General features: G+C 63.7%; 21 protein-coding genes. 15 read left to right on the top strand and 6 right to left on the bottom strand.

The annotated features are described in order from the left end of the window. Nucleotides 1–37 precede the first annotated feature (37 nt). From M653_RS0103600 to M653_RS0103580, 5 genes are all read left to right on the top strand, one after another. Nucleotides 38–1,681 carry an ABC transporter substrate-binding protein gene (locus M653_RS0103600; RefSeq protein WP_027142066.1) on the top strand — a complete coding sequence of 548 codons (1,644 nt, stop codon included), beginning with the start codon at nt 38–40 and terminating at the stop codon, nt 1,679–1,681. An 18-nt stretch (nt 1,682–1,699) separates the two neighbouring features. Continuing rightward, on the top strand, nt 1,700–2,761 hold the full coding sequence (locus tag M653_RS0103595; RefSeq protein ID WP_027142065.1) for an ABC transporter permease: 1,062 nt from the start codon (nt 1,700–1,702) through the stop codon (nt 2,759–2,761). 190 nt (nt 2,762–2,951) lie between these two features. Further along, nucleotides 2,952–3,878, top strand: coding sequence for a nickel transporter permease (gene nikC / locus M653_RS0103590; RefSeq protein WP_027142064.1), 927 nt, complete (start codon nt 2,952–2,954; stop codon nt 3,876–3,878). Further along, nucleotides 3,875–4,720 (top strand): ABC transporter ATP-binding protein, encoded by an 846-nt coding sequence (locus M653_RS0103585; protein ID WP_027142063.1) that lies wholly within the window; start codon nt 3,875–3,877, stop codon nt 4,718–4,720. The genes nikC and M653_RS0103585 overlap by 4 nt, the downstream gene beginning before the upstream one ends. Next, a complete protein-coding gene (locus M653_RS0103580; RefSeq protein ID WP_027142062.1) occupies nt 4,717–5,478 on the top strand; it encodes an ABC transporter ATP-binding protein in 762 nt (253 codons plus the stop codon). Before M653_RS0103585 ends, M653_RS0103580 begins: the two co-directional genes overlap by 4 nt. Nucleotides 5,479–5,512: 34 nt before the next feature. Here the strand turns inward: M653_RS0103580 and M653_RS0103575 are convergent, their stop codons facing one another. Genes M653_RS0103575 through M653_RS0103565 form a run of 3 tightly spaced genes read right to left on the bottom strand, consistent with a single transcriptional unit; the run spans nt 5,513 to nt 10,715 of the window. Then, nucleotides 5,513–8,614: an efflux RND transporter permease subunit gene (locus tag M653_RS0103575; RefSeq protein WP_027142061.1), complete on the bottom strand. Its 3,102-nt coding sequence runs from the start codon at nt 8,612–8,614 to the stop codon at nt 5,513–5,515. Then, complete coding sequence (locus tag M653_RS0103570; protein ID WP_027142060.1) at nt 8,611–9,681, bottom strand: efflux RND transporter periplasmic adaptor subunit; 1,071 nt, start codon at nt 9,679–9,681, stop codon at nt 8,611–8,613. The genes M653_RS0103575 and M653_RS0103570 overlap by 4 nt, the downstream gene beginning before the upstream one ends. After that, nucleotides 9,678–10,715, bottom strand: coding sequence for an efflux RND transporter periplasmic adaptor subunit (locus M653_RS0103565; RefSeq protein ID WP_245262050.1), 1,038 nt, complete (start codon nt 10,713–10,715; stop codon nt 9,678–9,680). The genes M653_RS0103570 and M653_RS0103565 overlap by 4 nt, the downstream gene beginning before the upstream one ends. 316 nt (nt 10,716–11,031) lie before the next feature. Here M653_RS0103565 and M653_RS0103560 point away from each other — a divergent pair, with 316 nt between their 5' ends. Continuing rightward, on the top strand, nt 11,032–12,309 hold the full coding sequence (locus M653_RS0103560) for a 4-aminobutyrate--2-oxoglutarate transaminase (protein ID WP_027142058.1): 1,278 nt from the start codon (nt 11,032–11,034) through the stop codon (nt 12,307–12,309). A 23-nt stretch (nt 12,310–12,332) separates the two neighbouring features. Here the strand turns inward: M653_RS0103560 and M653_RS0103555 are convergent, their stop codons facing one another. From M653_RS0103555 to M653_RS0103545, 3 genes are all read right to left on the bottom strand, one after another. Further along, on the bottom strand, nt 12,333–12,644 hold the full coding sequence (locus tag M653_RS0103555) for a type II toxin-antitoxin system RelE/ParE family toxin (protein ID WP_027142057.1): 312 nt from the start codon (nt 12,642–12,644) through the stop codon (nt 12,333–12,335). Continuing rightward, a complete protein-coding gene (locus tag M653_RS0103550; protein ID WP_027142056.1) occupies nt 12,644–12,901 on the bottom strand; it encodes a type II toxin-antitoxin system ParD family antitoxin in 258 nt (85 codons plus the stop codon). The genes M653_RS0103555 and M653_RS0103550 overlap by 1 nt, the downstream gene beginning before the upstream one ends. Nucleotides 12,902–12,983: 82 nt before the next feature. Then, on the bottom strand, nt 12,984–14,237 hold the full coding sequence (locus M653_RS0103545; protein ID WP_027142055.1) for an FAD-dependent oxidoreductase: 1,254 nt from the start codon (nt 14,235–14,237) through the stop codon (nt 12,984–12,986). Nucleotides 14,238–14,667: 430 nt separating this feature from the next. Here M653_RS0103545 and M653_RS0103540 point away from each other — a divergent pair, with 430 nt between their 5' ends. The 9 genes from M653_RS0103540 to M653_RS0103500 all read left to right on the top strand — a co-directional run bounded on the left by M653_RS0103540 (nt 14,668) and on the right by M653_RS0103500 (nt 22,764). After that, nucleotides 14,668–15,957 carry an imelysin family protein gene (locus tag M653_RS0103540; protein WP_027142054.1) on the top strand — a complete coding sequence of 430 codons (1,290 nt, stop codon included), beginning with the start codon at nt 14,668–14,670 and terminating at the stop codon, nt 15,955–15,957. A gap of 53 nt (nt 15,958–16,010) precedes the next feature. Then, nucleotides 16,011–16,322, top strand: coding sequence for a (2Fe-2S)-binding protein (locus M653_RS1000000135270; protein WP_084636396.1), 312 nt, complete (start codon nt 16,011–16,013; stop codon nt 16,320–16,322). Then, the gene (gene bfr, locus M653_RS0103530) at nt 16,288–16,773 is read left to right on the top strand and encodes a bacterioferritin (protein ID WP_027142053.1); all 486 of its coding nucleotides are present in this window, start codon (nt 16,288–16,290) and stop codon (nt 16,771–16,773) included. Before M653_RS1000000135270 ends, bfr begins: the two co-directional genes overlap by 35 nt. Nucleotides 16,774–16,785: 12 nt before the next feature. Beyond that, on the top strand, nt 16,786–18,387 hold the full coding sequence (locus tag M653_RS0103525; protein WP_027142052.1) for a di-heme oxidoredictase family protein: 1,602 nt from the start codon (nt 16,786–16,788) through the stop codon (nt 18,385–18,387). Then, the gene (locus M653_RS0103520) at nt 18,387–19,466 is read left to right on the top strand and encodes an imelysin family protein (RefSeq protein WP_027142051.1); all 1,080 of its coding nucleotides are present in this window, start codon (nt 18,387–18,389) and stop codon (nt 19,464–19,466) included. The genes M653_RS0103525 and M653_RS0103520 overlap by 1 nt, the downstream gene beginning before the upstream one ends. A gap of 2 nt (nt 19,467–19,468) precedes the next feature. Next, the gene (locus tag M653_RS0103515; protein WP_027142050.1) at nt 19,469–20,575 is read left to right on the top strand and encodes a DUF1513 domain-containing protein; all 1,107 of its coding nucleotides are present in this window, start codon (nt 19,469–19,471) and stop codon (nt 20,573–20,575) included. A gap of 107 nt (nt 20,576–20,682) precedes the next feature. Then, nucleotides 20,683–21,360: a tRNA (adenosine(37)-N6)-threonylcarbamoyltransferase complex dimerization subunit type 1 TsaB gene (gene tsaB, locus M653_RS0103510; RefSeq protein WP_027142049.1), complete on the top strand. Its 678-nt coding sequence runs from the start codon at nt 20,683–20,685 to the stop codon at nt 21,358–21,360. 82 nt (nt 21,361–21,442) lie between these two features. Continuing rightward, on the top strand, nt 21,443–21,937 hold the full coding sequence (gene rimI, locus M653_RS0103505; protein WP_027142048.1) for a ribosomal protein S18-alanine N-acetyltransferase: 495 nt from the start codon (nt 21,443–21,445) through the stop codon (nt 21,935–21,937). Between the two features lie 26 nt (nt 21,938–21,963). Further along, entirely contained in the window at nt 21,964–22,764 is an 801-nt protein-coding gene (locus M653_RS0103500; protein WP_027142047.1) for a 1-acyl-sn-glycerol-3-phosphate acyltransferase, read from the top strand. The last annotated feature ends 3 nt before the right edge of the window (nt 22,765–22,767 follow it).

Genomic DNA, 22,767 nt, shown 5'->3' with positions numbered 1-22,767 from the left:
CTCAGGTCAACAAACAACAAAACAGGGAACAATCATCATGATGATGGAAAAGCTTGCTCTACGATCCCGCACCTTGCTTGCGGGCGCCGCGGTGTCGGCGCTGCTTCTGGCCGGAGCGCCGGCTGGCGCGGTCACCCCCGCCGACACGCTTGTCGAAGGTTTTGCCATCGACGACATCATCTCGATGGATCCGGGCGAGGCGTTCGAGCTGTCGACCGCCGAAGTCACCGGCAACACCTATGACCTTCTTGTCCGCCTCGACCTCAGCGACACCTCCAAGGTCAAGCCCGATCTCGCCGAAAGCTGGACCGTCTCCGACGATGGCCTGACCTATACGTTCAAGCTCAAGCCGGGCCTGAAATTCGCTTCCGGCAACCCGATCACCGCCGCTGACGTCGCCTGGTCTTTCGAGCGTGCCGTCAAGCTGGACAAGAGCCCGGCCTTCATCATCGATCAGTTCGGCATCAGCGGCGACAACGTCACCGAGAAGGCCAAGGCGGTCGACGACACCACCTTCCAGTTCACCGTCGACAAGGCTTACGCGCCCAGTTTCGTCCTGAACTGCCTGTCGGCCACCGTCGCCTCGGTTGTCGACGCCAAGCTGGTCAAGGAACATGTCGCGGCGGTGACGCCGAGCGCCGACTACAAATGGGATAATGACTTCGGCAATGCCTGGCTGAAGACAGGCTATGCCGGCTCGGGCGCCTACAAGCTGCGTGAATGGCGTGCCAACGAGGCGGTCGTCATGGAGCGCAACGACAATTATTACGGCGAAAAGGCCAAGCTCGCCCGCGTCATCTACCGCAACATGAAGGAAAGCTCGGCCCAGCGCCTGGCGCTTGAAGCCGGCGACATCGACGTTGCCCGCAACCTCGAGCCGAACGACCTCGACGCCATCGCCAAGAACGCCGACCTCACCACCACCAGCGCGCCGAAAGGCACCGTCTACTACATCAGCCTCAACCAGAAGAACCCGAACCTCGCCAAACCCGAGGTCCGTCAGGCCTTCAAATACCTTGTCGACTATGATGCCTTGAGCTCGACCATCCTCAAGGGCATTGGCGAAATCCACCAGACCTTCCTGCCCAAGGGCGTGCTCGGCGAACTGGACGAAAACCCGTTCAAGCTCGACGTCGCCAAGGCCAAGGAACTGCTGGCCAAGGCAGGCCTGCCCGACGGCTTCAGCGTCACGATGGATGTACGCACCGGCCAGCCGACCACCGGCATGGCGGAATCGATCCAGCAGACGCTCGGCCAGGCTGGCATCAAGCTGGAGATCATTCCGGGTGACGGCAAGCAGACGCTGACCAAATACCGCGCCCGCAACCACGACATCTATATCGGCAATTGGGGCCAGGACTATTTCGATCCGAACTCCAACGCGCAGACCTTTGCCTCGAACCCGGACAATTCGGACGCAGGCAAGTCCCACACGCTCGCCTGGCGCAATAGCTGGGACATTCCGGATCTGACCAAGGAAACGGAAGCGGCACTCCTGGAGAAGGATTCGGGCAAGCGCGCCGATATGTACAAGGATCTTGAGAAAAAGATTCTCGACACCAGCCCCTTCGTCATCATCCACCAGCAGCTGGAAGTCGCGGGTCTGCGCAAGAACCTCAAGGGCTTCGCGCTCGGTCCGAGCTTCGACACCAACTTCGTCGGGCCGGTTTCCAAGGAATAGTGTTCGCGGACACGCCGCATGAGCGCGATTGAAAACGAGGGCGGGCGCGGCAGCGCCCGCGCCGTCGCCCTTGCATCATCGCTCGGCCGTTTCCTGGTCATTGCGGTGACGACCTATCTTGGTCTTCTCGCGGTCACCTTCTTCATTGGCCGCGTCATCCCGATCGACCCGGTGCTCGCCGTTCTGGGCGACCGGGCACCCGCCAATGTCGTGGAGCGCACGCGCCGCGAGATGGGCCTCGACCTGCCGTTGATCGAGCAGTTCTATATCTATGTGAAACACGCGCTGAGCGGCGATTTCGGTATCTCGGTGCTGACCACAAACCCCGTCATGACCGACATCCGCCGCGCTCTTCCCGCAACGACGGAACTTGCGACATTGGGGACACTGATCGGCGCGCTGTTCGGTGTGCCGCTCGGGGTGCTGGCCGCGGTCAAACGCGGCAGTCTCATCGATCAGATCGTGCGCATCATCGGCCTGATCGGCTATTCCGTACCCATCTTCTGGCTGGGTCTGCTGGGTTTGGTGCTGTTCTACGCCAAGCTGCAGTGGGTGGCCTTCCCTGCACGGCTCGACATCGTCTACGAATACACTTTCACGCCGATCACCGGTTTCTACCTGCTCGACTCCGCGATGCAGGGACAGTGGGACGTCTTTTATGACGCCTTCCGTCACATCATCCTGCCGGCCTCGCTTCTCGGCTATTTCTCGCTCGCCTATATCAGCCGCATGACGCGCTCGTTCATGCTCAATGAGCTCGCCCAGGAATATGTCGTCGCGGCGCGCGCCAAGGGCCTGTCGGAAACGCGCATCATCTGGGGCCACGCGTTGCGCAATGCCGCCGTGCCGATGGTGACCGTGATCGCGCTGTCCTATGCCGGGCTGCTCGAGGGCTCGGTACTCACCGAGACCGTCTTCTCCTGGCCGGGCATCGGCCTCTACATCACCAACTCGCTGCAGAACGCCGACATGAACGCGGTGCTCGGCGGTACCATCGTCATCGGCTCGGTGTTCATCGGCATCAACCTTCTGTCCGACCTGCTCTACCGTGTACTCGACCCGAGGACCAAGACAGGATGAGTAGAGGTATTTCGGGCTTGGCTGCGGCCAGTCACCCCCACTCCGGCCCTTCGGGCCACCTCTGCCCCTGCCAGGGGGAGAGGAAAAGGCGGTCGCATGCTTGGCGCCTCTTCTTTCCCCCGTCGAACCGGGGAGAGGTGGTCTGCGAAGCAGACCGGAGCGGGAGTCGACAGCTTCAAGGGGCATCGTCATGACCGTCTCCGACGCCCGCCCCTTCTCCCGTCGCGCATGGTTGCTGTCGGAGCGGCCGGCATCGCGCATGCAGGCAAGGCTCGGTCGCGCCTATGTCGCGTGGCGGCGCTTTTCCGCCAATCGTCTGGCCTTTGTCGGTCTGCTGATCATCATCGCCCTGCTGCTCGTCGCCGCCCTTGCCGGTGTGCTGGCGCCGTATTCGCCGACCTTCGGTGACTTGAAGAACGCGCGGCTGCTGGCGCCGAGTGCACAACACTGGTTCGGCACCGACGACCTCGGCCGCGACATCCTTTCGCGCATTCTCTACGGCTCGCGTTGGACCCTTTATGTGGTCATTCTGGTCGCCATCATCGCGGCTCCCATCGGTCTTCTGGTCGGCACCGTCGCCGGCTATGCCGGCGGCTGGACCGATGCCATCCTGATGCGCATCACCGACATCTTCCTCGCTTTCCCCAAGCTGGTGCTGGCGCTGGCCTTCGTCGCCGCCCTTGGCCCCGGCATCGAGAACGCCGTGCTCGCCATCGCCATCACTTCCTGGCCGCCCTATGCGCGCATTGCGCGTGCGGAAACGCTGACCGTGCGCAACTCGGACTACATCAAGGCAGTGCAACTGATGGGCGCCTCGCCTTTCCGCATCGTGCTGCGCCACATCATGCCGCTTTGCATCTCTTCGCTCATCGTCCGCGTGACGCTCGACATGGCCGGCATCATCCTGACGGCCGCGGGCCTCGGCTTCCTCGGCCTTGGCGCGCAGCCGCCGCTGCCGGAATGGGGCACGATGATCGCTTCGGGCCGCCGCTTCATCCTCGACCAATGGTGGGTGGCCGGCGCGCCTGGCTTCGCCATCCTCTTCGTCAGCCTCGGCTTCAACCTGCTTGGCGACGGCCTGCGCGACGCACTCGATCCCCGGAGCGGTGACCAATGAGCGGCCAGACGGGGACACTGCTTGAGGTAGATGATCTGCGGGTCACCTTTCCGACCCGTACCGGCATGATCGAGGCGGTGCGCGGCGTTTCCTTTTCGCTCGGCCGCGAGCGGCTCGGCATTGTCGGGGAGTCCGGCTCGGGCAAGTCGCAGACGGGCCGCGCCATCATGGGCCTGACACCCCCGCAGGCCCGGATATCGGCCAGCAAATTGACCTTCGACGGCATCGACCTGCTCGGCGTCTCGCCACGCCAACGCCGGGCGCTGCGCGGCAACCGCATCGCCATGATCCTGCAGGATCCGAAATATTCGCTCGACCCGGTGATGAGCATCGGCCGCCAGATCGTCGAGACTTTGCGCACCCATGAAAAGGTCGGCAAGGTCGAGGCGCGCGAGCGCGCGCTGGCCATGCTGGAGGCGGTGCAGATCCGCGATCCCAAACGTGTCTTCGACCTGCATCCGCACGAAGTGTCCGGCGGCATGGGCCAGCGCGCCATGATCGCCATGATGCTGATCGCCGGGCCGGAAATGATGATCGCCGACGAGCCGACCTCGGCGCTTGATGTCACGGTGCAGCTCGACGTGCTCGGCATTCTCGACAGGCTGGTCGCGGAGCGCGGTATGGGGCTGATCTTCATCTCGCACGATCTGCGCCTGGTCTCGTCCTTCTGTGACCGCGTCATCGTCATGTATGCCGGCAAGGTGGTCGAGCAGCTCAAGGCTTCGGAACTCAGCCAGGCGCGGCATCCCTACACGCGCGGCCTGCTCAACTGCATGCCCAAGATCGGCGCCGACCGTCACCCGCTGCCGGTGCTCGACCGCAAGCCGGAGTGGGCGGCATGACTTCCGCGATTGCCGTCGACAGGCTGGAGGTGATCTTCGACCGCTTCCGCGCGTTGAAGGGCGTCAGCCTCGATGTGCAGCCGGGTGAATCCTTCGGCCTGGTCGGTGAATCCGGCTCAGGCAAATCGACATTGCTGCGAGCCATAGCCGGCCTTGCGCCGGTCGCATCGGGCAGCATCACCGTCAACGGCAAGACGCTCGGCACGCGCCGCGACAAGGCCTTTTACCGCGAAGTGCAGATGATTTTTCAGGATCCGTATGGCTCGCTGCATCCGCGCCAGACCGTCGACCGCCTGCTGCAGGAACCGCTTGCCATCCACGGCTTTGCCGATGGCGAAAGGCGGATTGAACGCGCACTCGACGAGGTCGGCCTCGGCAACGGTTTTCGCTTCCGTTACGCGCACCAATTGTCGGGCGGCCAGCGCCAGCGCGTGGCGATCGCGCGCGCGCTCATCCTCGAGCCCTCGATCCTGCTGCTCGACGAGCCGACCTCGGCGCTCGACGCCTCGGTGCAGGCCGAAGTGCTCAACCTGCTGGAGGAAGTCCGCCGGCGGCGCAAGCTGACCTTCCTGATGGTCAGCCACGACCTCGCCATCATCACCCACATGTGCGAGCGGCTGATGGTGATGCAGGGCGGCGAGGCGGTGGAGAATCTGGTGGCGAACGACCTCGTCGAGCGCCGCGTGACGAAGGATTATACGCGCAACCTGCTCAGGGCGAGCGACGGGTTTGTGAGAACCGCCTCCGAGCAAGTTTGACGATAGTTGTCCGACGCAAAGTGTATTTCCAGCCTCAGGCCGCTCCGCTCTCCGGCAGGATCTCATCCTGCTGCGCTTCGCCTTCCGCCGCGTCTTTCGGCTCCTTGATCCTGAACCACGTCACATAAAGCGCCGGCAGGAACAGCAGCGTGATTGCGGTACCCGCAATGATGCCGCCCATCATCGCATAGGCCATCGGCCCCCAGAACACTTCGCGGGCGATCGGGATCAGGGCCAGGCTGGCCGCGGCGGCGGTCAGCGCGATCGGCCGCATGCGGTGCTCTGTCGCTTCGATGACCGCTGCCCAGCGATCCCTGCCCTCGGCGACAAGATCCTCGATCTGCACGATCAGGATGACCGAGTTGCGGATCAGGATGCCGATCAGCGCCAGCACGCCGAGGATGGCGACGAAGCCGAGCGGCGCGCCGCTTGGCACCAGGGCCGCCACAACGCCGATCAGGCCCAGCGGCGCCACCGCCACCACCAGGAACAGGCGCTGGAAACTCTGCAACTGCACCATCAGGATGGTCGCCATGACGAACAGCATCAGCGGCACCACGGCCGCGATTGGTCCCTGGCTCTTGGCGCTTTCCTCGACCGAGCCGGCGGTCTCGACCGAACAGCCAGGCGGCAGCTTGGCGATGAAGGCGTCGACCGACGGCTTCAACTCGTTGACGACGGTCGCCGGCAGTACGTCGCCAACCAAGCCGGCGCGCACCGTGATAGTCGAGATGCGGTCGCGCCGCCAGACGGTGGGTTGCTCCAGATCGTAGCGAAAATTGGCGACCGCGGCGAGGGGGATCGCCTCGCCATTGCCGGTCGGCAGCTGGATGTTCTGCAGCGTCTCGATCGAGCCGCGCTCGGCTTCGCGCGAACGTGCCACGACGTTGATGAGGTATGTCGCGTCACGCACCTGCGTGATCGTCGCGCCGCCCACTGTGCTGTTCAGCGTGCTGGCGATGTCGGACGAGGTGATGCCGAGCTGGCGCGCCTTGTCCTGCAGCACGTCGACCCTCAGCACACGCTGCGGTTCGTTCCAGTCGAAGGTCGGTGCTGCGAGCTTCGGATTGGCTGAGATCACGCCGGCGAATTGCTGCGCCAGTTCTCGAACCGTCTGGATGTCAGGGCCGCCGACGCGGTACTGCACAGGCCGTCCAACCGGCGGTCCGAGCTCAAGCGGCTTGACGAAGGCGTCGGTGCCGACAAACTCCGCGCGCAGCAGCTTCTCCAGCGCCGGCTTCACCCGGTTGCGCGCCTCGATGCTCTTGGTGACAATCACCGTCTGGCCGAAATAGGGATTGGCCGGCTGCACATCATAGGCCAGAACGAAGCGCACCGCGCCCTGACCGATATAGGAGGAAAAATGGTCAATGTCGGGATTGCCGACCAGCGCCCGCTGTTCGAAGCGCTCCATCTGGTCGCGTGTTTCGGCAATCGAGGAGTTCTGTGGCAGGTTCCAGTCGACGATCAGCTCCGGCCGGTCGGAAGGCGGGAAGAACTGTTGCTGGACGAACCCGAAGCCGGCGATCGAGGCAGCGAACAGAAGCACGGTCACGATGATCGTCAGCCAATGCCGGCGCACCGAGCCGACAAGCACGCGCCGGAACAGCGACGTGAAGCGGCCCGGCCGGTCGTGATGCTTGGTCTTCATTGTCGCCGGCAGGATGGTGACGCCGAGCAGCGGCGCGAACAGCACCGCCACGATCCATGACACCAGCAGCGATACGGCGATGACGACGAACAGCGTGAAGGTGTATTCGCCGGCAGCACTCGAGTTGAGCCCGATCGGGATGAAGCCTGCGACCGTCACCAGCGTGCCGGTCAGCATCGGGAAGGCGGTCGAGGTGTAGACATAGGTCGCCGCCTTGCGCAGATTGTCACCAACCTCCAGCCGCGCCACCATCATTTCGACCGCGATCATCGCATCGTCGACCAGCAGTCCGAGCGCGATGATCAGCGCACCCAGTGAAATGCGTTGCAGCGATATTCCCAGATACTCCATGACCGTGAAGGTGATGGCCAGCACAAGCGGGATCGACAGCGCCACGACGAAGCCGGCGCGCATGCCGAGGCTGATGAACGACACCGCGAGCACGATGGCCACCGCTTCGAACAGCGCACGCGTGAAACCCGAGACCGCCTCCTCGACGATGACAGGCTGGTCGGCGACCAGATGCACGCCGACGCCGACCGGCAGGTCGGCCAGCACCTTGTTCATCTCCTCGTGCAGTGCCTCGCCGAATTTGAGCAGATTGGCATTGGGCTTCATGCCGATGGCAAGCCCGATCGCGTTTTGGCCGTTGAAGCGGAACAAGGCCGTCGGCGGGTCGACGTAACCGCGGGTGATCGTCGCCACGTCGCTCAGCCGGAAGAACCGATCGTTGACGCGCAGATTGATGGCGCGCAGGCTCTCCTCGGAAGTGAATTGGCCGCCGACGCGCACGCTGATGCGCTCCGGCCCGGACTGGATCACGCCGGACGGCGTGATCGCATTCTGCGCCTGCAGGCTGGCGACGATTTGCTGCTGGTTGAGGCCAAGCGCCGCTATCTGGCGCGTCGAGAATTCGAGATAGATGGCCTCGTCCTGCGCGCCGACCAGATCGACCTTGCCGGCATTGGGCACGGTCAGGATTTTTGTCCTGATATCCTCCACATAGTCGCGCAATTGACGTTGTGTCAGCCCGTCTGCGGTGAAGGCATAGATGTTGCCGTAGACATCGCCGAAGCGGTCGTTGAAGAACGGGCCCTGCACACCTTGCGGAAATTGCGCCTTGATGTCGTTGACCATGTTGCGCACCTGAAGCCAGTTCGGCACGACGTCGCGCGCCTTGGTGGTGTCCTTCAGGTTGACGAAGATGACAGTCTGGCCGGCTGTGGTGACCGATTTGGTATAGTCGAGGCTGTCGAGTTCCTCGAGCTTCTTCTCGATGCGGTCGGTCACCTGCCGCACCGTTTCATTGACCGATGCGCCCGGCCAGTTGGCCTGGATGATCATGGTCTTGATGGTGAAGGCCGGATCTTCCTCGCGGCCGAGATTGAGATAGGAAAACACGCCAGCCACCACGAAGACCAGCATGAAATACCAGACCAGCGAGCGGTGGTTGAGCGCCCAGTCGGAGAGGTTGAAGCCTTTCATGAGGCCCCTCCCTCGGGCACTTTGACCTTCTGGCCCTCGCTCAGGTTGTGGACGCCCGCCGTGACGACGCGCATCCCGGCCTCGAGCCCTTCGGCCACCGTGAAGGTGCCGCCGGCCTTCGACGCGACCTTGATATCGCGCATGCTCACGCTCGAGGTCTGCGGGTCGACGATCCAAACTTTTTCGGAACCATTCTTGTCGAGCAAAGCCGAGATGGGCAGCTCGATCGTTGGTACGACCTTGGTCATGCGGGTCGCCGTTACCGTCGAGCCGAGCCTGAAGGCCTGCGGCGGATCGGTCAGCGTCAGCTTGACGCGGCGCGTTCGGGTCGAGCCCTCGGCCTGGGGCGCGATCTCGCGCAGCTTGGCCTCGGTCTGAATTGTCGGCAGCGACTGCAGGATGACATGGAACGGCGTGCCGGCCATTAGGTCGCCGGTCAACTGGTCGGGAATGTCGACGACTGCTTCGCGCGGGTCCGAGCGCGCCACGGTGACGACCGTCTGCCCGGGTGAGACCGTCTGGCCGACCTCGGCACCGACGGCGGTGACGACGCCATCGAAATCCGAGAACAGCCTGGCATAGCCGAGTTGCTCCTGGGATTTGGCCAGCGAAGCCTTGGCCCGCTCGACACTGGCTTCCGCGGCTTTGCGTGCCTGCTGCGCGGCATCGAAGACCGATTGCGACGTATTGGCGGACGTGAGCAACTGGCGCTGGCGCTCCTCGCTGGCGGCGGCATTGGCGAATTGCGCCTCGGCATTGGAGAGTTCGGCCTTGGCCGCCTGGACGGCCAACTCCAGCGCGGTTGGGTCGAGTGCCGCGATCGTCGTGCCCTTGCTGACGATGTCGCCGACCTTGACGTCGCGCGAGACGACGCGACCGAGCAGGCGGAAGGCAAGATCGGCGCTGACCTGCGGTTCGACCGAGCCGGCGAAGCCGAAGGTTTGCGTGGTGCGCGGCTCGACCACCACCGACAGCACCGGCCGGACGATCTCCGGCGGCTTCTCGTCCGATTTCGAACAGGCGGCAAGCGCGGCAAGGCCAAGCAGGACGGGTAGCAGCCGCTTCATTGCGCCGCTCCCGATATCTCGACCGTCTGGCCGGGGCTGAGCAATTGCCCGCCTGATGTAACGACGCTCTGGCCTTCGTTCAGTCCCTTGGCAATGATGACGGTACCCGAATCGAACGCCAGCACCTCCACCGGCGTCGTCGCGACTGCCTTGGACGCGGGATCGACGATCCAGACCGCCGGCTTGCCGGCGCTGGATGTCAGGGCCTGCCAAGGCAACAGGATCGCCTTCGCCGGCTTGGCGCCGACCGAGCCGATCACGGCTGCCCCGAGCGGCATGCCGGCGGGTGTGTCGGGAATGGCGACCTTGACCCTTATCGAGCCTGAAGCCGGGTCGACCGCCGGCGAGATTTCGCGCACCTTGCCTGTTGCCCTGACCTGCGGGTCGGACAACAGCGTGATCGTCACCGCCGGAGAGGCCGGCGTCCTTGCGACCAGCGTCTCCTGCACATTGAACACCGCGTCGCGGTCGCCATCCTCGGCGACGGTGAAGACGGTCTGCGCCGCCTGCACCACCTGGCCGGTTTCGACCTGCCGGGCGGTGATCACGCCGGCCGCACCGGCCTTGAGTTCGGTGAAGGACAGGTTCTGCTGGGCATTGGTGAGCGCGCTCCGCGCGGCATCGACGCTGCCTTGCGCCACCTTCAGCGTCTGGTCGGCCACGTCATAGTCGCGCCTGGTGGTGAAGCCCTGGGCAAGCAGCGTCTTTTGCCGCTCGAAAGTGGCCGCGGCCTGTGTCAATTGCGCCTGCGCGGCATCGAGATCGGCCTGCGCCGAACGCAGATCGGATTCCTGCTCCTGCGGATCGATGCGGGCAAGCACCGTCCCCTGATCGACATGCTGGCCGACATCGACAAGTCGCTCCGCGACGCGTCCGCCAACCCGGAATGAAAGATTGTTCAACGTACGCGCCGCGATCACCCCGGTCAGCGAGGTTCTCGGCGCATAATCGGCCATCGCCACCGTCTCGGTGCGCACCATGACCGGCAGCTTTTTTTCCGCCGCCTCCTGCTTCTGGCAACCGGCGAGCAGCACCAGGGCCGTGCAGGCGAGAATCGAAGTGGCTGGACAAGACAAAGGGCTGGGAGTTTTGGCGGACCGCGGCGAGATGACGATGTCGCGTTTCTGCTCATGGCTCCCTCGGCCGCGCGCCGGTCGCTGATCGCGATCCCTCGCGGATATCAGGAGGATAATCGATCCCGAAGAAAAGGAAACCGGTGTATCGCCGGACTGGCTAAGTCAGGCCCAATCGACCCGGTGATGGTGCCGACTTGAGGAAAATCTGAAATAAGGCCAGAAGGGGAATTCAACGACATCAAACAGAACGGGCGCCGGCCCGGTGAGGGATATCATGAAGAACTCCGCCATTTCCGAACGCAAGAACCAGTCGATCTCGCGCGGCGTCGGCATGACCACGCAGATCTACGCCGATCGGGCTGAAAATTCGGAAATCTGGGATGTCGAGGGTCGCCGCTATATTGACTTCTCCTCGGGCATCGCCGTCGTCAACACCGGCCACCGCCATCCCAGGGTGATCGAGGCGGTCAAGGCGCAACTCGACCGCTTCACCCACACCTGCCACCAGGTCGTGCCTTATGAAAGCTATGTGCGGCTGGCCGAACGGCTGAACGCCATACTGCCCGGCAAGTTCGAGAAGAAGACCATCTTCGTCACCACCGGCGCCGAGGCGGTGGAGAATGCCATCAAGATCGCTCGCAATGCCACCGGCCGCCAGGCCGTCATCGCCTTTGGCGGCGGCTTTCACGGCCGCACCTTCATGGGCATGGCGCTGACCGGCAAGGTCGTGCCCTACAAGGTTGGCTTCGGAGCCATGCCGGGCGACGTCTACCACGTGCCGTTCCCCGTGCAACTGCATGGTGTCTCGGTCGCCGATTCGCTGGCAGCGCTCGACAAGCTGTTCAAGGCGGATGTCGATCCGGCCCGCGTCGCCGCGATCATCATCGAGCCGGTTCAGGGCGAGGGCGGCTTCTACGACGCGCCGCGTGAACTCCTGACGGCGCTGCGCAAGCTCTGCGACCAGCACGGCATGCTGCTCATCGCCGACGAAGTGCAGACCGGCTTTGCCCGCACCGGCAAGATGTTCGCCATGGACCACCATGAGGTGGCGGCCGACATCACCACCATGGCCAAGAGCCTCGCCGGCGGCTTCCCGCTGTCGGCGGTCACCGGTCGCGCCGAGATCATGGATGCGCCTGCTCCCGGCGGCCTCGGCGGCACCTATGGCGGCAGCCCGATCGGCGTCGCCGCCGCACATGCGGTTCTGGATGTCATCGAGGACGAAAAGCTCTGCGACCGCGCCAACACGCTGGGTGCGAGGCTGAAGCAGCGTCTGCAGTCGATCCGTGACGACGTGCCCGAGATTGTCGACATCAGGGGTTTGGGCTTCATGAACGCCGTGGAGTTCAACGACGTCAAGAAAGGCCTGCCGTCGGCCGAGATCGCCAACGCGATCCGCCTGAAGGCGCTCGACAAGGGCCTGATCCTCTTGACCTGCGGCGTCTACGGCAACGTCATCCGCTTCCTGGCGCCGATCACCATCCAGGACGAGGTCATGAACGAAGCGCTCGATATTCTGGAAAGCTCGATCCGCGAAGTCTGCGCCGCCTGATCGGCAAGGACGAGCGTTCCGACTCACATGCCCCTGGGCATCTTCTCTTCGTCGAAAATGCCCTCAATATCGCGCGCGCCGTGCAAAATACGCTCGACGCGCACGTCGTTTTCCTGGGCGATGTAGAAGATCACGTATTTTTGGAACGCGACGGAGCGCAGACCAGGCCAAAGCTCGGAACAAGGTGCGCCGCCTCGTGGCGCATCGGCTATGCGGCCACATCGTCCCCGAAGCGCCGTTATAAAACGGTGAGCGGCGGCCGGATTTTCAGCATGGATGTAATCGCCGATCTCCTCGATGTCCTGCACTGCTGCAGGCGCAAAACTGAGCGTCATTATTTGCGACTTCCACCGCCGTATTTTTTCTCCAGCCGGTCAAAAACGCTGTCGGCCGGAATGCCTGGTCCGCTTTCTACACCCTTACGGATGTCCTCACGCAGTGCGGCAAGTTTCGCCTGTCGCTGTTCTTCGCGTTCCTCCAACAGGCGCAGGCTATCACGCACCACTTCGCTGGCGCTGGCATAGCGGCCGCTTTCAACCAATTCGCGCACGAATGTTTCGTAGCGAGGTCCGATGCTGTAGCTCGCGGGCATTGGAAAACGCCTCCCATTTTTATCCGATATTATCAATATATAATAAGTCCATCGAGCCTTTTTGCCAAGGTCCCGGGGCTCTTCAGCCCGCAACTCGGGCAGGTTCGTCCTGCTGGAATGTGGCCAACGCCGCCTTCAGCCCGTCCGGGCCTGTGGCCACCATTTGCGGTGTCGGCGAAAAACCGACGCCGAGCATCTTGCGGCCAAGCATGTGGTCGCCAGGGCGGTTGACGGATTCGATGCCGAGCAGCCGGTCGCCGGCATAGTGGTAGATCGAGAATTTGTTGTCGGGCAGGTCGCCCAGCACGACATGGCTGTCTCCGCCGGCGGTCAGGCCGACCATCTGCAATTTCATGTCGCCAATGTCGGACCAGAACCATGGCACCGCCGAGTAGGCGTCGGTGTGACCGGTAATTGTCCGGGCGGCAAGCCGCGCCTGGTCGGTGGCGTTCTGCACCGATTCCAGCCGCACCTCGCCGCCGGTGAACCAGTGCCGGTAGGAGGCGGCGTCGCCGATGGCCAGAATCTCCGGCACCGAGCTGCGCATCTGGTGATCGACGCGGATGCCGTTGGCGACAGCAAGACCCGCGGCTTGCGCCAGTTCGACATTCGGCACGGCACCGATGCCGACCACGACCATGCGCGCCGGCAGCCTTTCGCCTGACGAGGTGATCGCGGCCGTGACATGGCCGTTTTCGCCTTCGATCCTTGAAATCGAGGTTCCGGTGAGGATGCGCACGCCTGTCGCTTCCAGCCTTTGCCGGACATGGCTCGCCACCACCGGCGCCACGGCGCGGCCGAGCAGCCGGTCGACGGATTCGACGACCGTCACGGTGCGGCCGGCCGCCCCCAGCGTCGCGGCGATCTCCAGCCCGATGAAGCCGCCGCCGAGGATAACGACGTCTTCGCTCTGCGCGCTCAGCTCCCGGATCAGCCGCGCATCGGCCAGCGAGCGCAGCGACACCACGCCGGACAGATCCGCGCCGGGCAGCGGCAGGGCGCGCGGGCGCGATCCGGTCGCCAGGATCAGATGGTCGAAGGCAAGTGCGCCGCCGCCGGCAATGTCGAGATTGTGGCGGCCGGCATCGATGCGCTCGATCCGGATCCCGGGTCGGTAATCGATGGCGCTGCCGGTGTAGAACGTCTCGCCCCGAAGCGGTTGAGGCTTGGCTCCGGCATCCTTGATGAAGGTCTTCGACAGCGGCGGCTTGTGGTAGGGCAGTTCGTTCTCGTCGCCGACCAGGATCACCGGCCCGTCATAGCCATCCTCGCGCAGACTGGCGGCCGCCTGCACGCCTGCATGACCCGCACCGACAATGACCACGCCGTTCTTCATCGCATTCCGATCCCGCTCGATTCTAGGACGTCTCGCCAAGTGGCAATTGTCTGACCCCGCCGCAAGGGAGGGTTTGCGGGTCGCACCCGGGACGGCGGCTGTCAATCGTACAGTTCGGTGCAAATGCCCGCGCAACGGCGCATAAAGTTGACTATTGCAGTTTAGAATAATTCTAAACTATTGTTTCGATTGGGTTTTCCAGCAATTCCCATTGACTTTCATCGGACTCGAAGCTTTAAGGAGGCTCGCGCATTGGCGCATCCCTTTGATGTCTGGGCCTTGAACCCGTTCGATTGGAGGCATTTTGGTGTCTGTCTTCCCCGAGCCGCGCGATCACGCGGCATGTCTTGCGCCCAATGGCATGAATGTGGCCTGGCGCGGGTTGGCGCGCGCGCCGCTTAGAAAATTTCCGAGGAACTGGAGAGCGATAATGACAGCACGATATGGCGGCAGGCTGGCGGCGATCGGCGCCACGGCGCTGCTGACGGCAGCGGTATTCGTGCTGCCTGCCAGGGCGGAAACCGACGCGAAGGCGGTCATCAAGACTTACGCGGATATCGGGCTTGCCAAATATGAGGATTCGCTGACCACGGCGCAGGCGCTCGACAAGGCGGTTGACGCACTGCTTGCCAACCCGTCGGCGGAAACGCTCCATGCTGCCCGCGACGCCTGGAAGGCGGCGCGCGTGCCCTACCAGCAGACCGAGGTCTACCGCTTCGGCAACAAGATTGTCGATGACTGGGAAGGTGAGGTGAATTCCTGGCCGCTGGACGAAGGCCTGATCGACTATGTCGCCAAGAGCTACGGCACCGAGTCCGATGCGAATTCGCTCTATACCGCCAATGTGATCGCCAACAAGGAGATCGAGATCAACGGCAAGAAGGTCGATGCGTCGAAGCTTTCGCCGGAATTCCTGTCCGGCACGCTGCAGCAGGCCGGCGGCGTCGAAGCCAATGTCGCCACCGGCTATCACGCGATCGAATTCCTGCTCTGGGGCCAAGACCTGCACGGCACCGGTCCGGGCGCCGGCGAGCGCCCCTACACAGACTACGATCTCAAGAACTGCACCGGCGGCAATTGCGACCGCCGCGCAGAGTACCTGAAGTCGGCGACTGGCCTCCTGGTCTCCGACCTGCAGAAGATGGTCGACGACTGGAAGGAAGACGGCGCCGCGCGCAAGAACCTGCTCGATGGCGAGCCGAACACCGCCATTTCGGTCATCTTCACGGGCATGGGCTCGCTCTCCTACGGCGAACTGGCGGGCGAACGCATGAAGCTCGGCCTGCTGCTGCACGATCCCGAAGAGGAGCAGGACTGCTTCTCCGACAACACCTACAATTCGCATCTCTATGATGCGGTCGGCATCCGCGCTGCTTACCACGCCAGCTATACCAGGCTTGATGGCACCGTCGTTTCAGGTCCCTCGGTGTCCGATATGGTCAAGGTCGCCGATCGGGCGATCGACAAGGAATTGTCTGATAAACTCGATGTCACCGTCGCCAGGATGGAGGCGATCAAGGCGCGCGCCGAGGCCGGCGAGGCCTATGACCAGCAGATCGCCGAAGGCAATACGGCGGGCAATGCCACCGTTCAGGCGGCTATCGACGCGTTGATCGACCAGACCAAGTCGATCGAGCGCGCGGTCGGTTCGTTGAAGTTGAACGCCATTGCCTTCGAAGGTTCCGACAGCCTCGACGCACCCGACAAGGTGTTCAAGTAGGCTTACCCCAAGCCAAACGGCGCCGCACCGGCGCCGTCAGCCAGAGCGACGAAATGCTGATCTGCCATTGCAACATCATCACCGAGAAGGAGATCGAGCAGACGATCATCGGCCTGCTGGATCAGGATCCCTGGCAACTCATCGTGCCGGCAAAAGTCTATCACGCCATGCACAAACGGGGTCGGTGTTGCGGCTGCTTCCCAAATGTGGTCGAAACGATCATTCGGGTCACCGAGAACTACCACGTCCGCTCGCAGGCGAGCGGCGTGGACATCGTTTCACATCTGGATCGCGTCAGAGACCTGCGCGTCCAATACGGGAGCAGAACCCATGAAAGGCGAACCACAGGTCATCGAGCGGCTTAACGAGGCTCTTTTTCTGGAACTCGGCGCCGTCAACCAATATTGGGTGCATTTCCGTCTGCTCGAGGATTGGGGATACGCCAAGCTGGCCAAGAAGGAGCGTGCGGAATCGATCGAGGAGATGCACCACGCCGACAAGCTCGTGGCCCGCATCATCTTCCTTGAAGGCCATCCCAACCTGCAGTCCGTGGCGCCGCTGCGCATCGGCCAGAACGTCAAGGAAGTGCTCGAATCCGATCTTGCCGGTGAATATGACGCGCGCACTGCCTACAAGCGCTCGCGCGAAATCTGCGATGAAGCGGGCGACTACGTATCGATGAAACTGTTCGAGGAACTGCTGACCGACGAGGAAGGCCACATCGACTTCCTCGAGACGCAGCTCGACCTCCTGGCCTCGATCGGCGAGGAGAAGTACGGCCAGCTCAACGCCGCATCGGCGGACGAGGCGGACTAAGGATATGCGGGAATGCGGCGCCTCTTAGACGTCCTGCGCCGCTTGCGGCGGGCCAAGGGTCCGCTGCGCCTTCGGAAAACGCCAGCCATACCGGCTGGTCGGCGCGGCCTTATTCTCGTGCTGGCGCTGACATCCTCCTCGATCGCCGGAGACCTTCAACCCGCCGGCCTCGCCACCACGCGCACCGATCTCAATGCCAAGGATCAGGCGCGCGTCACCGCCGTCAGCAGGCCGACCGCGGATTTCTCCAAACCCGAGCCTTTCGAACTGATGCAAGGTGGCGCCGGCACCTCGCGGAAGGACGTCAGCCGTGATTCCTTCTCGCAATCCTCGGCCAACATCGGCTTCGAGGAGGAAGGCACCTTCAAGCTCGGCAACGCGCTTTTCCGCAAGAACTGGGTGTCGTCGCCATCCTCGACGCAGGCCTCGGATGGGCTTGGGCCCCTGTTCAACGAACGCGCCTGCCAGAACTGCCATCTGAAGGATGGCCGCGGCCGACCGCCGCAAGGCGATGCCGGCACCACCTCGATGTTCCTGCGGCTGGCGCGTGACGCAAGGAGCGCGGAAGAGAAGGCGGCGCTCGCCGACCACAGGCTGCTCACTCCCCCGGACCCGGTCTATGGCACGCAGTTGCAGGAACTGGCCGTCCCTGGCCTCAAGGGTGAAGGCAGGATGCGTGTCGATTATCAGGAACGTAAGGTGGAACTGACGGACGGCACGGTCATTTCCCTGCGCAAACCCACCTACGCGGTCGACGATCTTGCCTATGGGCCGCTCGATCCGCGCACCACGCTGTCGCCGCGCCTGACGCCGCCGATGATCGGCCTTGGCCTGATCGAACAGATTGCGCCGGCCGACATCCTGGCCCATGCCGACCCGGACGACAGGGACGGCGATGGCATCTCCGGCAAGCCGAACATCGTGCGTGATGACCTGAGCGGCGAGGTGACGCTTGGCCGTTTCGGCTGGAAGGCGCAGGCGGCGTCGATCCGCCAGCAGGCCGCGGATGCCTTTGCCGGCGATATCGGCATCTCGACGCCGGAAGAGCCGAAACACTGGGGTGATTGCACCGCCGCGCAGGAAAAATGCCTCGCAATGCCAAACGGCGTGCGGGCGCGCCTCGGCCCGGCCGAGGCGCCGGCGCCGGTAATGGATCTCGTCACCTTCTATTCACAGAACCTGGCTGTGCCGGCGCGGCGCGGCCTCGCTTCGCCTGATGTGCTCGCCGGCAAGAAGGTCTTCTACGAAATCGGCTGCGTCGCCTGTCACACGCCGAAATTCGTCACCCGTCGCGATGCGCCTGACAAGGCGCAGGCGTTCCAGTTGATCTGGCCTTATTCCGATTTCCTGCTGCACGACATGGGGCCGGATCTTGCCGATGGCCAGGCTGTGGGCGAGGCGACCGGCAATGAGTGGCGCACCCCGTCGCTATGGGGCATCGGCCTCACCGAAACGGTCAACGGCAATTCCTTCTATCTGCACGATGGCCGTGCGCGCTCTTTGGTCGAGGCTATCCTGTGGCATGGTGGCGAGGCGCAGAAGGCGCGCGACCGCTTTGCCGCCACCGGCGCCACCGAGCGCGATGCATTGGTCAAATTCCTGGAGTCACTTTGATGCCGAAGCGTTTCGCGCTGGTCCTCCTTCTCCCATTGACCCTGCTGGGGGCCTTGCCCGCATCGGCCGCGGTGAAAGCCTCTGACGTCATCCAGCGCGCGATCGACGGCTTTATCCGACCGGCCTATGAGGACCTGCACCAGCATACGGAAGGCCTCGTGAAAGCGATGCACAAGCTCTGCGAGGCGCCGTCGCAAGGGGAGCTTGATGCGGCGCGGGCCGAATTTTCGGCCACCATCCATGCCTGGTCATCGGCCGAGATCATCGGTTTTGGGCCGATCAAGGAGAACAACAGGCTGGAGCGGATGCTGTTCTGGCCGGACCGCAAGAGCATCGGCCTGAAACAGGTGCAGGCGGCGTTGTCGGACAAGGATCCAGCCGCCACCGACCCTGTCCAGCTTGCCGGCAAGAGCGTTGCCACGCAGGGACTCGGCGCGCTGGAATTCGTGCTTCACGGCGACGGCGCCGATGTCTTGACGGGCAAGGACGAACCCTATCGCTGCGCCTATGGTGCGGCCGTTGCCGGCAACATCGAAATCATCGCCGCCGACGTCAGTGTGGCCTGGAACAAACCGGACGGTTTCGCCGCACTCTGGGCCAATCCGGGGCCGCAAAATGCGCTCTATCGTGATGGCAACGAGGCGGTCACCGAACTGGTCGGCGTCTTCATCAACGAGCTGGAAATGGTCCGCGATGTGCGCCTGAAGGGTTTTCTGGGCGCCGGACCCAACGCCGACAAGCCAAAACAAGCGATCTACTGGCGTTCACAAAACACCACCAAAGCGCTGGCTGGAAATCTGGCCGGCGTCGATGCGCTGTTCCAGGTGTCGAAGCTTGGCGACGCGCTGCCGCCGGATGCGCATTGGATGGCGGAATCGATCCACATCCAACTGTTCAACGGCGTGGCGACCGCCAAGGCCGTCCAGGGCCCGATCGACAAGGCGCTCGCCGATCCGGCGCTACGCGAAAAACTCGAGCATTTCGCCCTGATCACCTCCAGCCTGTCGACCTTGATCGGCACCAGACTGACCGCCGAATTCGGCCTGACCGCCGGCTTCTCGTCGCTGGATGGGGACTGAGCATGAAGAGATTGCTCATCGACCGCCGCGATTTCTTGAGGGCCGCCGGCATCGGCTTCGCCGCCGCCGTGACGCCCTCCGTCTGGGCAAACACGCTTGCTGCTGACGCGGTCTTCGCCACCGCCTTCGTCAAGCGCGACGGCAGTTTTGGCGCTGCCGTTCTATCCGAGGCCGGCAAGCTTCTGCATGCGATCGACTTGCCCGATCGCGGCCATGACGTCACCTTCGATCCCATATCGAAGCGTTCGGTGGTCTTCGCCCGCCAGCCCGGCACCTTCGCCGTCGTTTTCGACCACACGGGGCGCGACGCTCCGCAAACCATCGCCAGCATCACCGGCCGGCACTTCTTCGGTCACGGCGTGTTCTCGCCCGACGGCGCGTTGCTCTACGCCACCGAGAACGATTTCGACAACGCGGCCGGCGTGGTCGGCGTCTACGATGCGCGGGCGAAATTCAGTCGCATCGGCGAATTCCCGACCTACGGCATGGGTCCGCACGAACTTCTGCTGCTGGGCGACGGCAAGACGATCGCGGTCGCCAATGGCGGCATCGAGACCCATCCCGACTATGGCCGCGCCGAGCTTAACATTGCGACGATGAAACCCTCCTATGTCCTTGTCGACCGCGTCACCGGCGACCTGATCGAAAAGCATGAATTGCCGGCTGCACTGCACCAATTGTCGATCCGCCACATGGATACCGACCAGACGGGCGCCGTCTGGTTCGGTTGCCAGTACCGGGGCCCCGGCACCGATCGTCCGCTGCTGGTTGGGCGGGCGGCGCGGGGCAAGGAGTTGGCTTTGCTCGGCATGCCGCAGGACGTGCTGTCGGGTTTCCGCAACTATATCGGCTCGGTCGCCGCCAATCCTGTTGCCGGTACCGTCGCCGTTTCCTCGCCGGAAGGCAATTCGCTGGTCGTGATCGATGCGGGCAGCGGCCGGGTCGTCTCCTCCAGCGCGCTGGTCGAGGTCTGCGGCGTGGCGCCCGACCGGGCCGGCTTCATGGCCACCACGGGCGCCGGCGAGATCATCGAGGGCAATGGTGGCACGCGGTCGGAACCGGCCTATGTCTGGGACAACCACATGCTGCGCATAGAGCAGGCGGTGTAAGCTCTTCTGCCAGGCCAAACCGAAGCCGCTTAACAAATTGTGCACTATACCCTTGCGGTTGCGCGCTATGGCGGGCACAGGGAATTGTTTCTCGAACCGGTCGTTTCATGAAAGTTCTCGCCATCGACTGTGCCGCCAGCCTTTGCGCCGCCTGCGTCTACGACGCGGCGGTCGGGCGGGAGGTCGGCCGTTCGGTGCTCGATCTGGGCAAAGGCCATGCCGAGCACCTGATGGCCGTCATCGCCGAAGCGTTGAAGGCCGGCGCGACCGACTACGCCGGCCTTGGCGCCATTGCCGTTTCCGTTGGCCCCGGCTCTTTCACCGGCCTGCGCGTCGGTGTGTCGACCGCGCGCGGCCTGGCGCTGGCGCTCAAGGTGCCGGCAATCGGGGTGACGACCCTCGAGGCGCTGGCCGCCGAGGCGGCCACCGCAATTCCAGGCCGTGCCGTGCTGGCGGCGCTCGATGCCGGACGCGAGGAAATCCATGCCGCGCTCTATGATAAAATGTCAGTGTTGACTTACGGTCCGGCGGTGACCACGCTTGCCAACGCGGTAGCCATGGCGTCGGAGCATTCCGCGGTGCTCGCCGGTACGGCAGCGACGCTGATCGCTGAAGCGGCCGGCCGCACCTTCGACATCGGCCCTCGGACAGCAACCGCCGACATCCTCACCTACGCCCGGCTGGCTGCCGCAAAGGGACAGGGCGAAAGGCCGAAGCCGCTTTATCTGCGCGGTGCCGATGCCAAGCCACAGGCCGGATTTATACTTTTGAGGCAAAGACCATGATCCCGAAAAGTGGAAGCCGGTTTTCGCGGGCAAACGGTCCCGTTTGTCCACAGATCATGGTCAGGCGAGAAAACGAGAATTGATGCGTATACCCTTTCTCCAATCGCGTCGCCGGGACTACGCGCTCGAGCCGCTAAGGGTCACCGACAGCCCCGCTGTCTCGGTGCTGCACCGCGAGGACTTTGTCCGCCCATGGACCGACGGTGAGTTCGCTGCCTTGCTCGAACAGGACACCGTCTTTGGCTATGCCGCGCGCGAAACCGGGCAGGGCGACAAGCCGCCTGTTGGCTTCGTCCTCGCCCGGCTGGCCGCGGGCGAGGGTGAAATCCTGACCGTCGCGGTGGCGCGATCGCATCGCCGCCAGGGCCTGGGCTGGCAGTTGATGGACGCGGTGCTGCGCGAACTGCATTCGCAGCGTGCCGAAGCCCTGTTCCTCGAGGTCGATGAGACCAATGCCGCCGCGATCGCACTCTATCGTAGGCTGGGTTTTCGGGAAGTCGGCAAGCGCCCGGATTACTACAAGTCGCCTGATCGCGGGCCGACCGGCGCGCTTGTCATGCGCCGCGATCTTCGCTAGCGAGGGATCGGGTAGGGCCAGGACATATGATCGGAAAAATCAGGATTTTCCTGGCGCTGGGCCTTGTCGTCGCCGGGTCGCTGGTTCTCGTGCCGCTGCAGATCCTGTCGATGAAGACGGGCTGGTGGCCGGAAGCCTTCGTCCTCAAGATCTGGCACCGGCTGATCATCCGGGCGCTCGGCATGCGCATTCATGTCAGGGGAACGCTGTCGGCCAAGCGGCCCTTGCTGGTGGCCTCCAACCACATTTCCTGGACCGACATCATGGTGCTGGGCTCTTTTGCCGATGTGAAGTTCATCGCCAGGGCCGACATGGAAGGCTGGCCGCTGATCGGCATGCTGTCGAAGCTGCAGCGTACCGTCTTCATCGAGCGCGAACGCAAGCGCTCCTCGGGCGACCAGGCCAGCGAGATCGCCAATCGGATGGCCAAGGGCGACGCCATGGTGCTGTTCGCGGAGGGGTCGACCGGTGACGGCAATGTCGTCCTGCCCTTCAAGAGCACGCTGTTCGGCGCCGCCTCGATGGCGATCTCGGAAGGTGCCGCGCAGGAAGTGTTCATCCAGCCCATGGCGATCGCCTACACGCGGCTGCACGGCGTGCCGCTCGGCCGCCGCCACCGCCCGATCGCCGCCTGGATCGGCGACGAGGACCTGATGCCGCATCTCAAGGTGCTGATGGCCGAGGGCGCCCTCGACGTGGAGGTGCATTTTGGCGAACCGATCGCCTTTGCCAAGGGTTCCAACCGCAAGGAAACGGCCAAGCTGATGGAAGGCCGGGTGCGCGAGATGATGCAGGCGGCCCTCGCCGATCCGCTCCCGAGCCGTTAGCCG

The organism is Mesorhizobium sp. WSM3626, assembly GCF_000513935.1.
Taxonomy (GTDB): domain Bacteria; phylum Pseudomonadota; class Alphaproteobacteria; order Rhizobiales; family Rhizobiaceae; genus Mesorhizobium; species Mesorhizobium salmacidum.
The sequence above is the reverse complement of the archived record's forward strand: the minus strand, read 5'-3'. Positions and strand labels throughout refer to the sequence as shown.

Bases quoted from the DNA above. Each gene is read 5' to 3' on its own strand.
- M653_RS0103600 (WP_027142066.1), top strand. From the start codon at position 38: ATGATGATGGAAAAGCTTGCTCTACGATCCCGCACCTTGCTTGCGGGC.
- M653_RS0103595 (WP_027142065.1), top strand. From the start codon at position 1,700: ATGAGCGCGATTGAAAACGAGGGCGGGCGCGGCAGCGCCCGCGCCGTC.
- nikC (WP_027142064.1), top strand. From the start codon at position 2,952: ATGACCGTCTCCGACGCCCGCCCCTTCTCCCGTCGCGCATGGTTGCTG.
- M653_RS0103585 (WP_027142063.1), top strand. From the start codon at position 3,875: ATGAGCGGCCAGACGGGGACACTGCTTGAGGTAGATGATCTGCGGGTC.
- M653_RS0103580 (WP_027142062.1), top strand. From the start codon at position 4,717: ATGACTTCCGCGATTGCCGTCGACAGGCTGGAGGTGATCTTCGACCGC.
- M653_RS0103575 (WP_027142061.1), bottom strand. From the start codon at position 8,614: ATGAAAGGCTTCAACCTCTCCGACTGGGCGCTCAACCACCGCTCGCTG.
- M653_RS0103570 (WP_027142060.1), bottom strand. From the start codon at position 9,681: ATGAAGCGGCTGCTACCCGTCCTGCTTGGCCTTGCCGCGCTTGCCGCC.
- M653_RS0103560 (WP_027142058.1), top strand. From the start codon at position 11,032: ATGAAGAACTCCGCCATTTCCGAACGCAAGAACCAGTCGATCTCGCGC.
- M653_RS0103555 (WP_027142057.1), bottom strand. From the start codon at position 12,644: ATGACGCTCAGTTTTGCGCCTGCAGCAGTGCAGGACATCGAGGAGATC.
- M653_RS0103550 (WP_027142056.1), bottom strand. From the start codon at position 12,901: ATGCCCGCGAGCTACAGCATCGGACCTCGCTACGAAACATTCGTGCGC.
- M653_RS0103545 (WP_027142055.1), bottom strand. From the start codon at position 14,237: ATGAAGAACGGCGTGGTCATTGTCGGTGCGGGTCATGCAGGCGTGCAG.
- M653_RS0103540 (WP_027142054.1), top strand. From the start codon at position 14,668: ATGACAGCACGATATGGCGGCAGGCTGGCGGCGATCGGCGCCACGGCG.
- M653_RS1000000135270 (WP_084636396.1), top strand. From the start codon at position 16,011: ATGCTGATCTGCCATTGCAACATCATCACCGAGAAGGAGATCGAGCAG.
- bfr (WP_027142053.1), top strand. From the start codon at position 16,288: ATGAAAGGCGAACCACAGGTCATCGAGCGGCTTAACGAGGCTCTTTTT.
- M653_RS0103525 (WP_027142052.1), top strand. From the start codon at position 16,786: ATGCGGCGCCTCTTAGACGTCCTGCGCCGCTTGCGGCGGGCCAAGGGT.
- M653_RS0103520 (WP_027142051.1), top strand. From the start codon at position 18,387: ATGCCGAAGCGTTTCGCGCTGGTCCTCCTTCTCCCATTGACCCTGCTG.
- M653_RS0103515 (WP_027142050.1), top strand. From the start codon at position 19,469: ATGAAGAGATTGCTCATCGACCGCCGCGATTTCTTGAGGGCCGCCGGC.
- tsaB (WP_027142049.1), top strand. From the start codon at position 20,683: ATGAAAGTTCTCGCCATCGACTGTGCCGCCAGCCTTTGCGCCGCCTGC.
- rimI (WP_027142048.1), top strand. From the start codon at position 21,443: ATGCGTATACCCTTTCTCCAATCGCGTCGCCGGGACTACGCGCTCGAG.
- M653_RS0103500 (WP_027142047.1), top strand. From the start codon at position 21,964: ATGATCGGAAAAATCAGGATTTTCCTGGCGCTGGGCCTTGTCGTCGCC.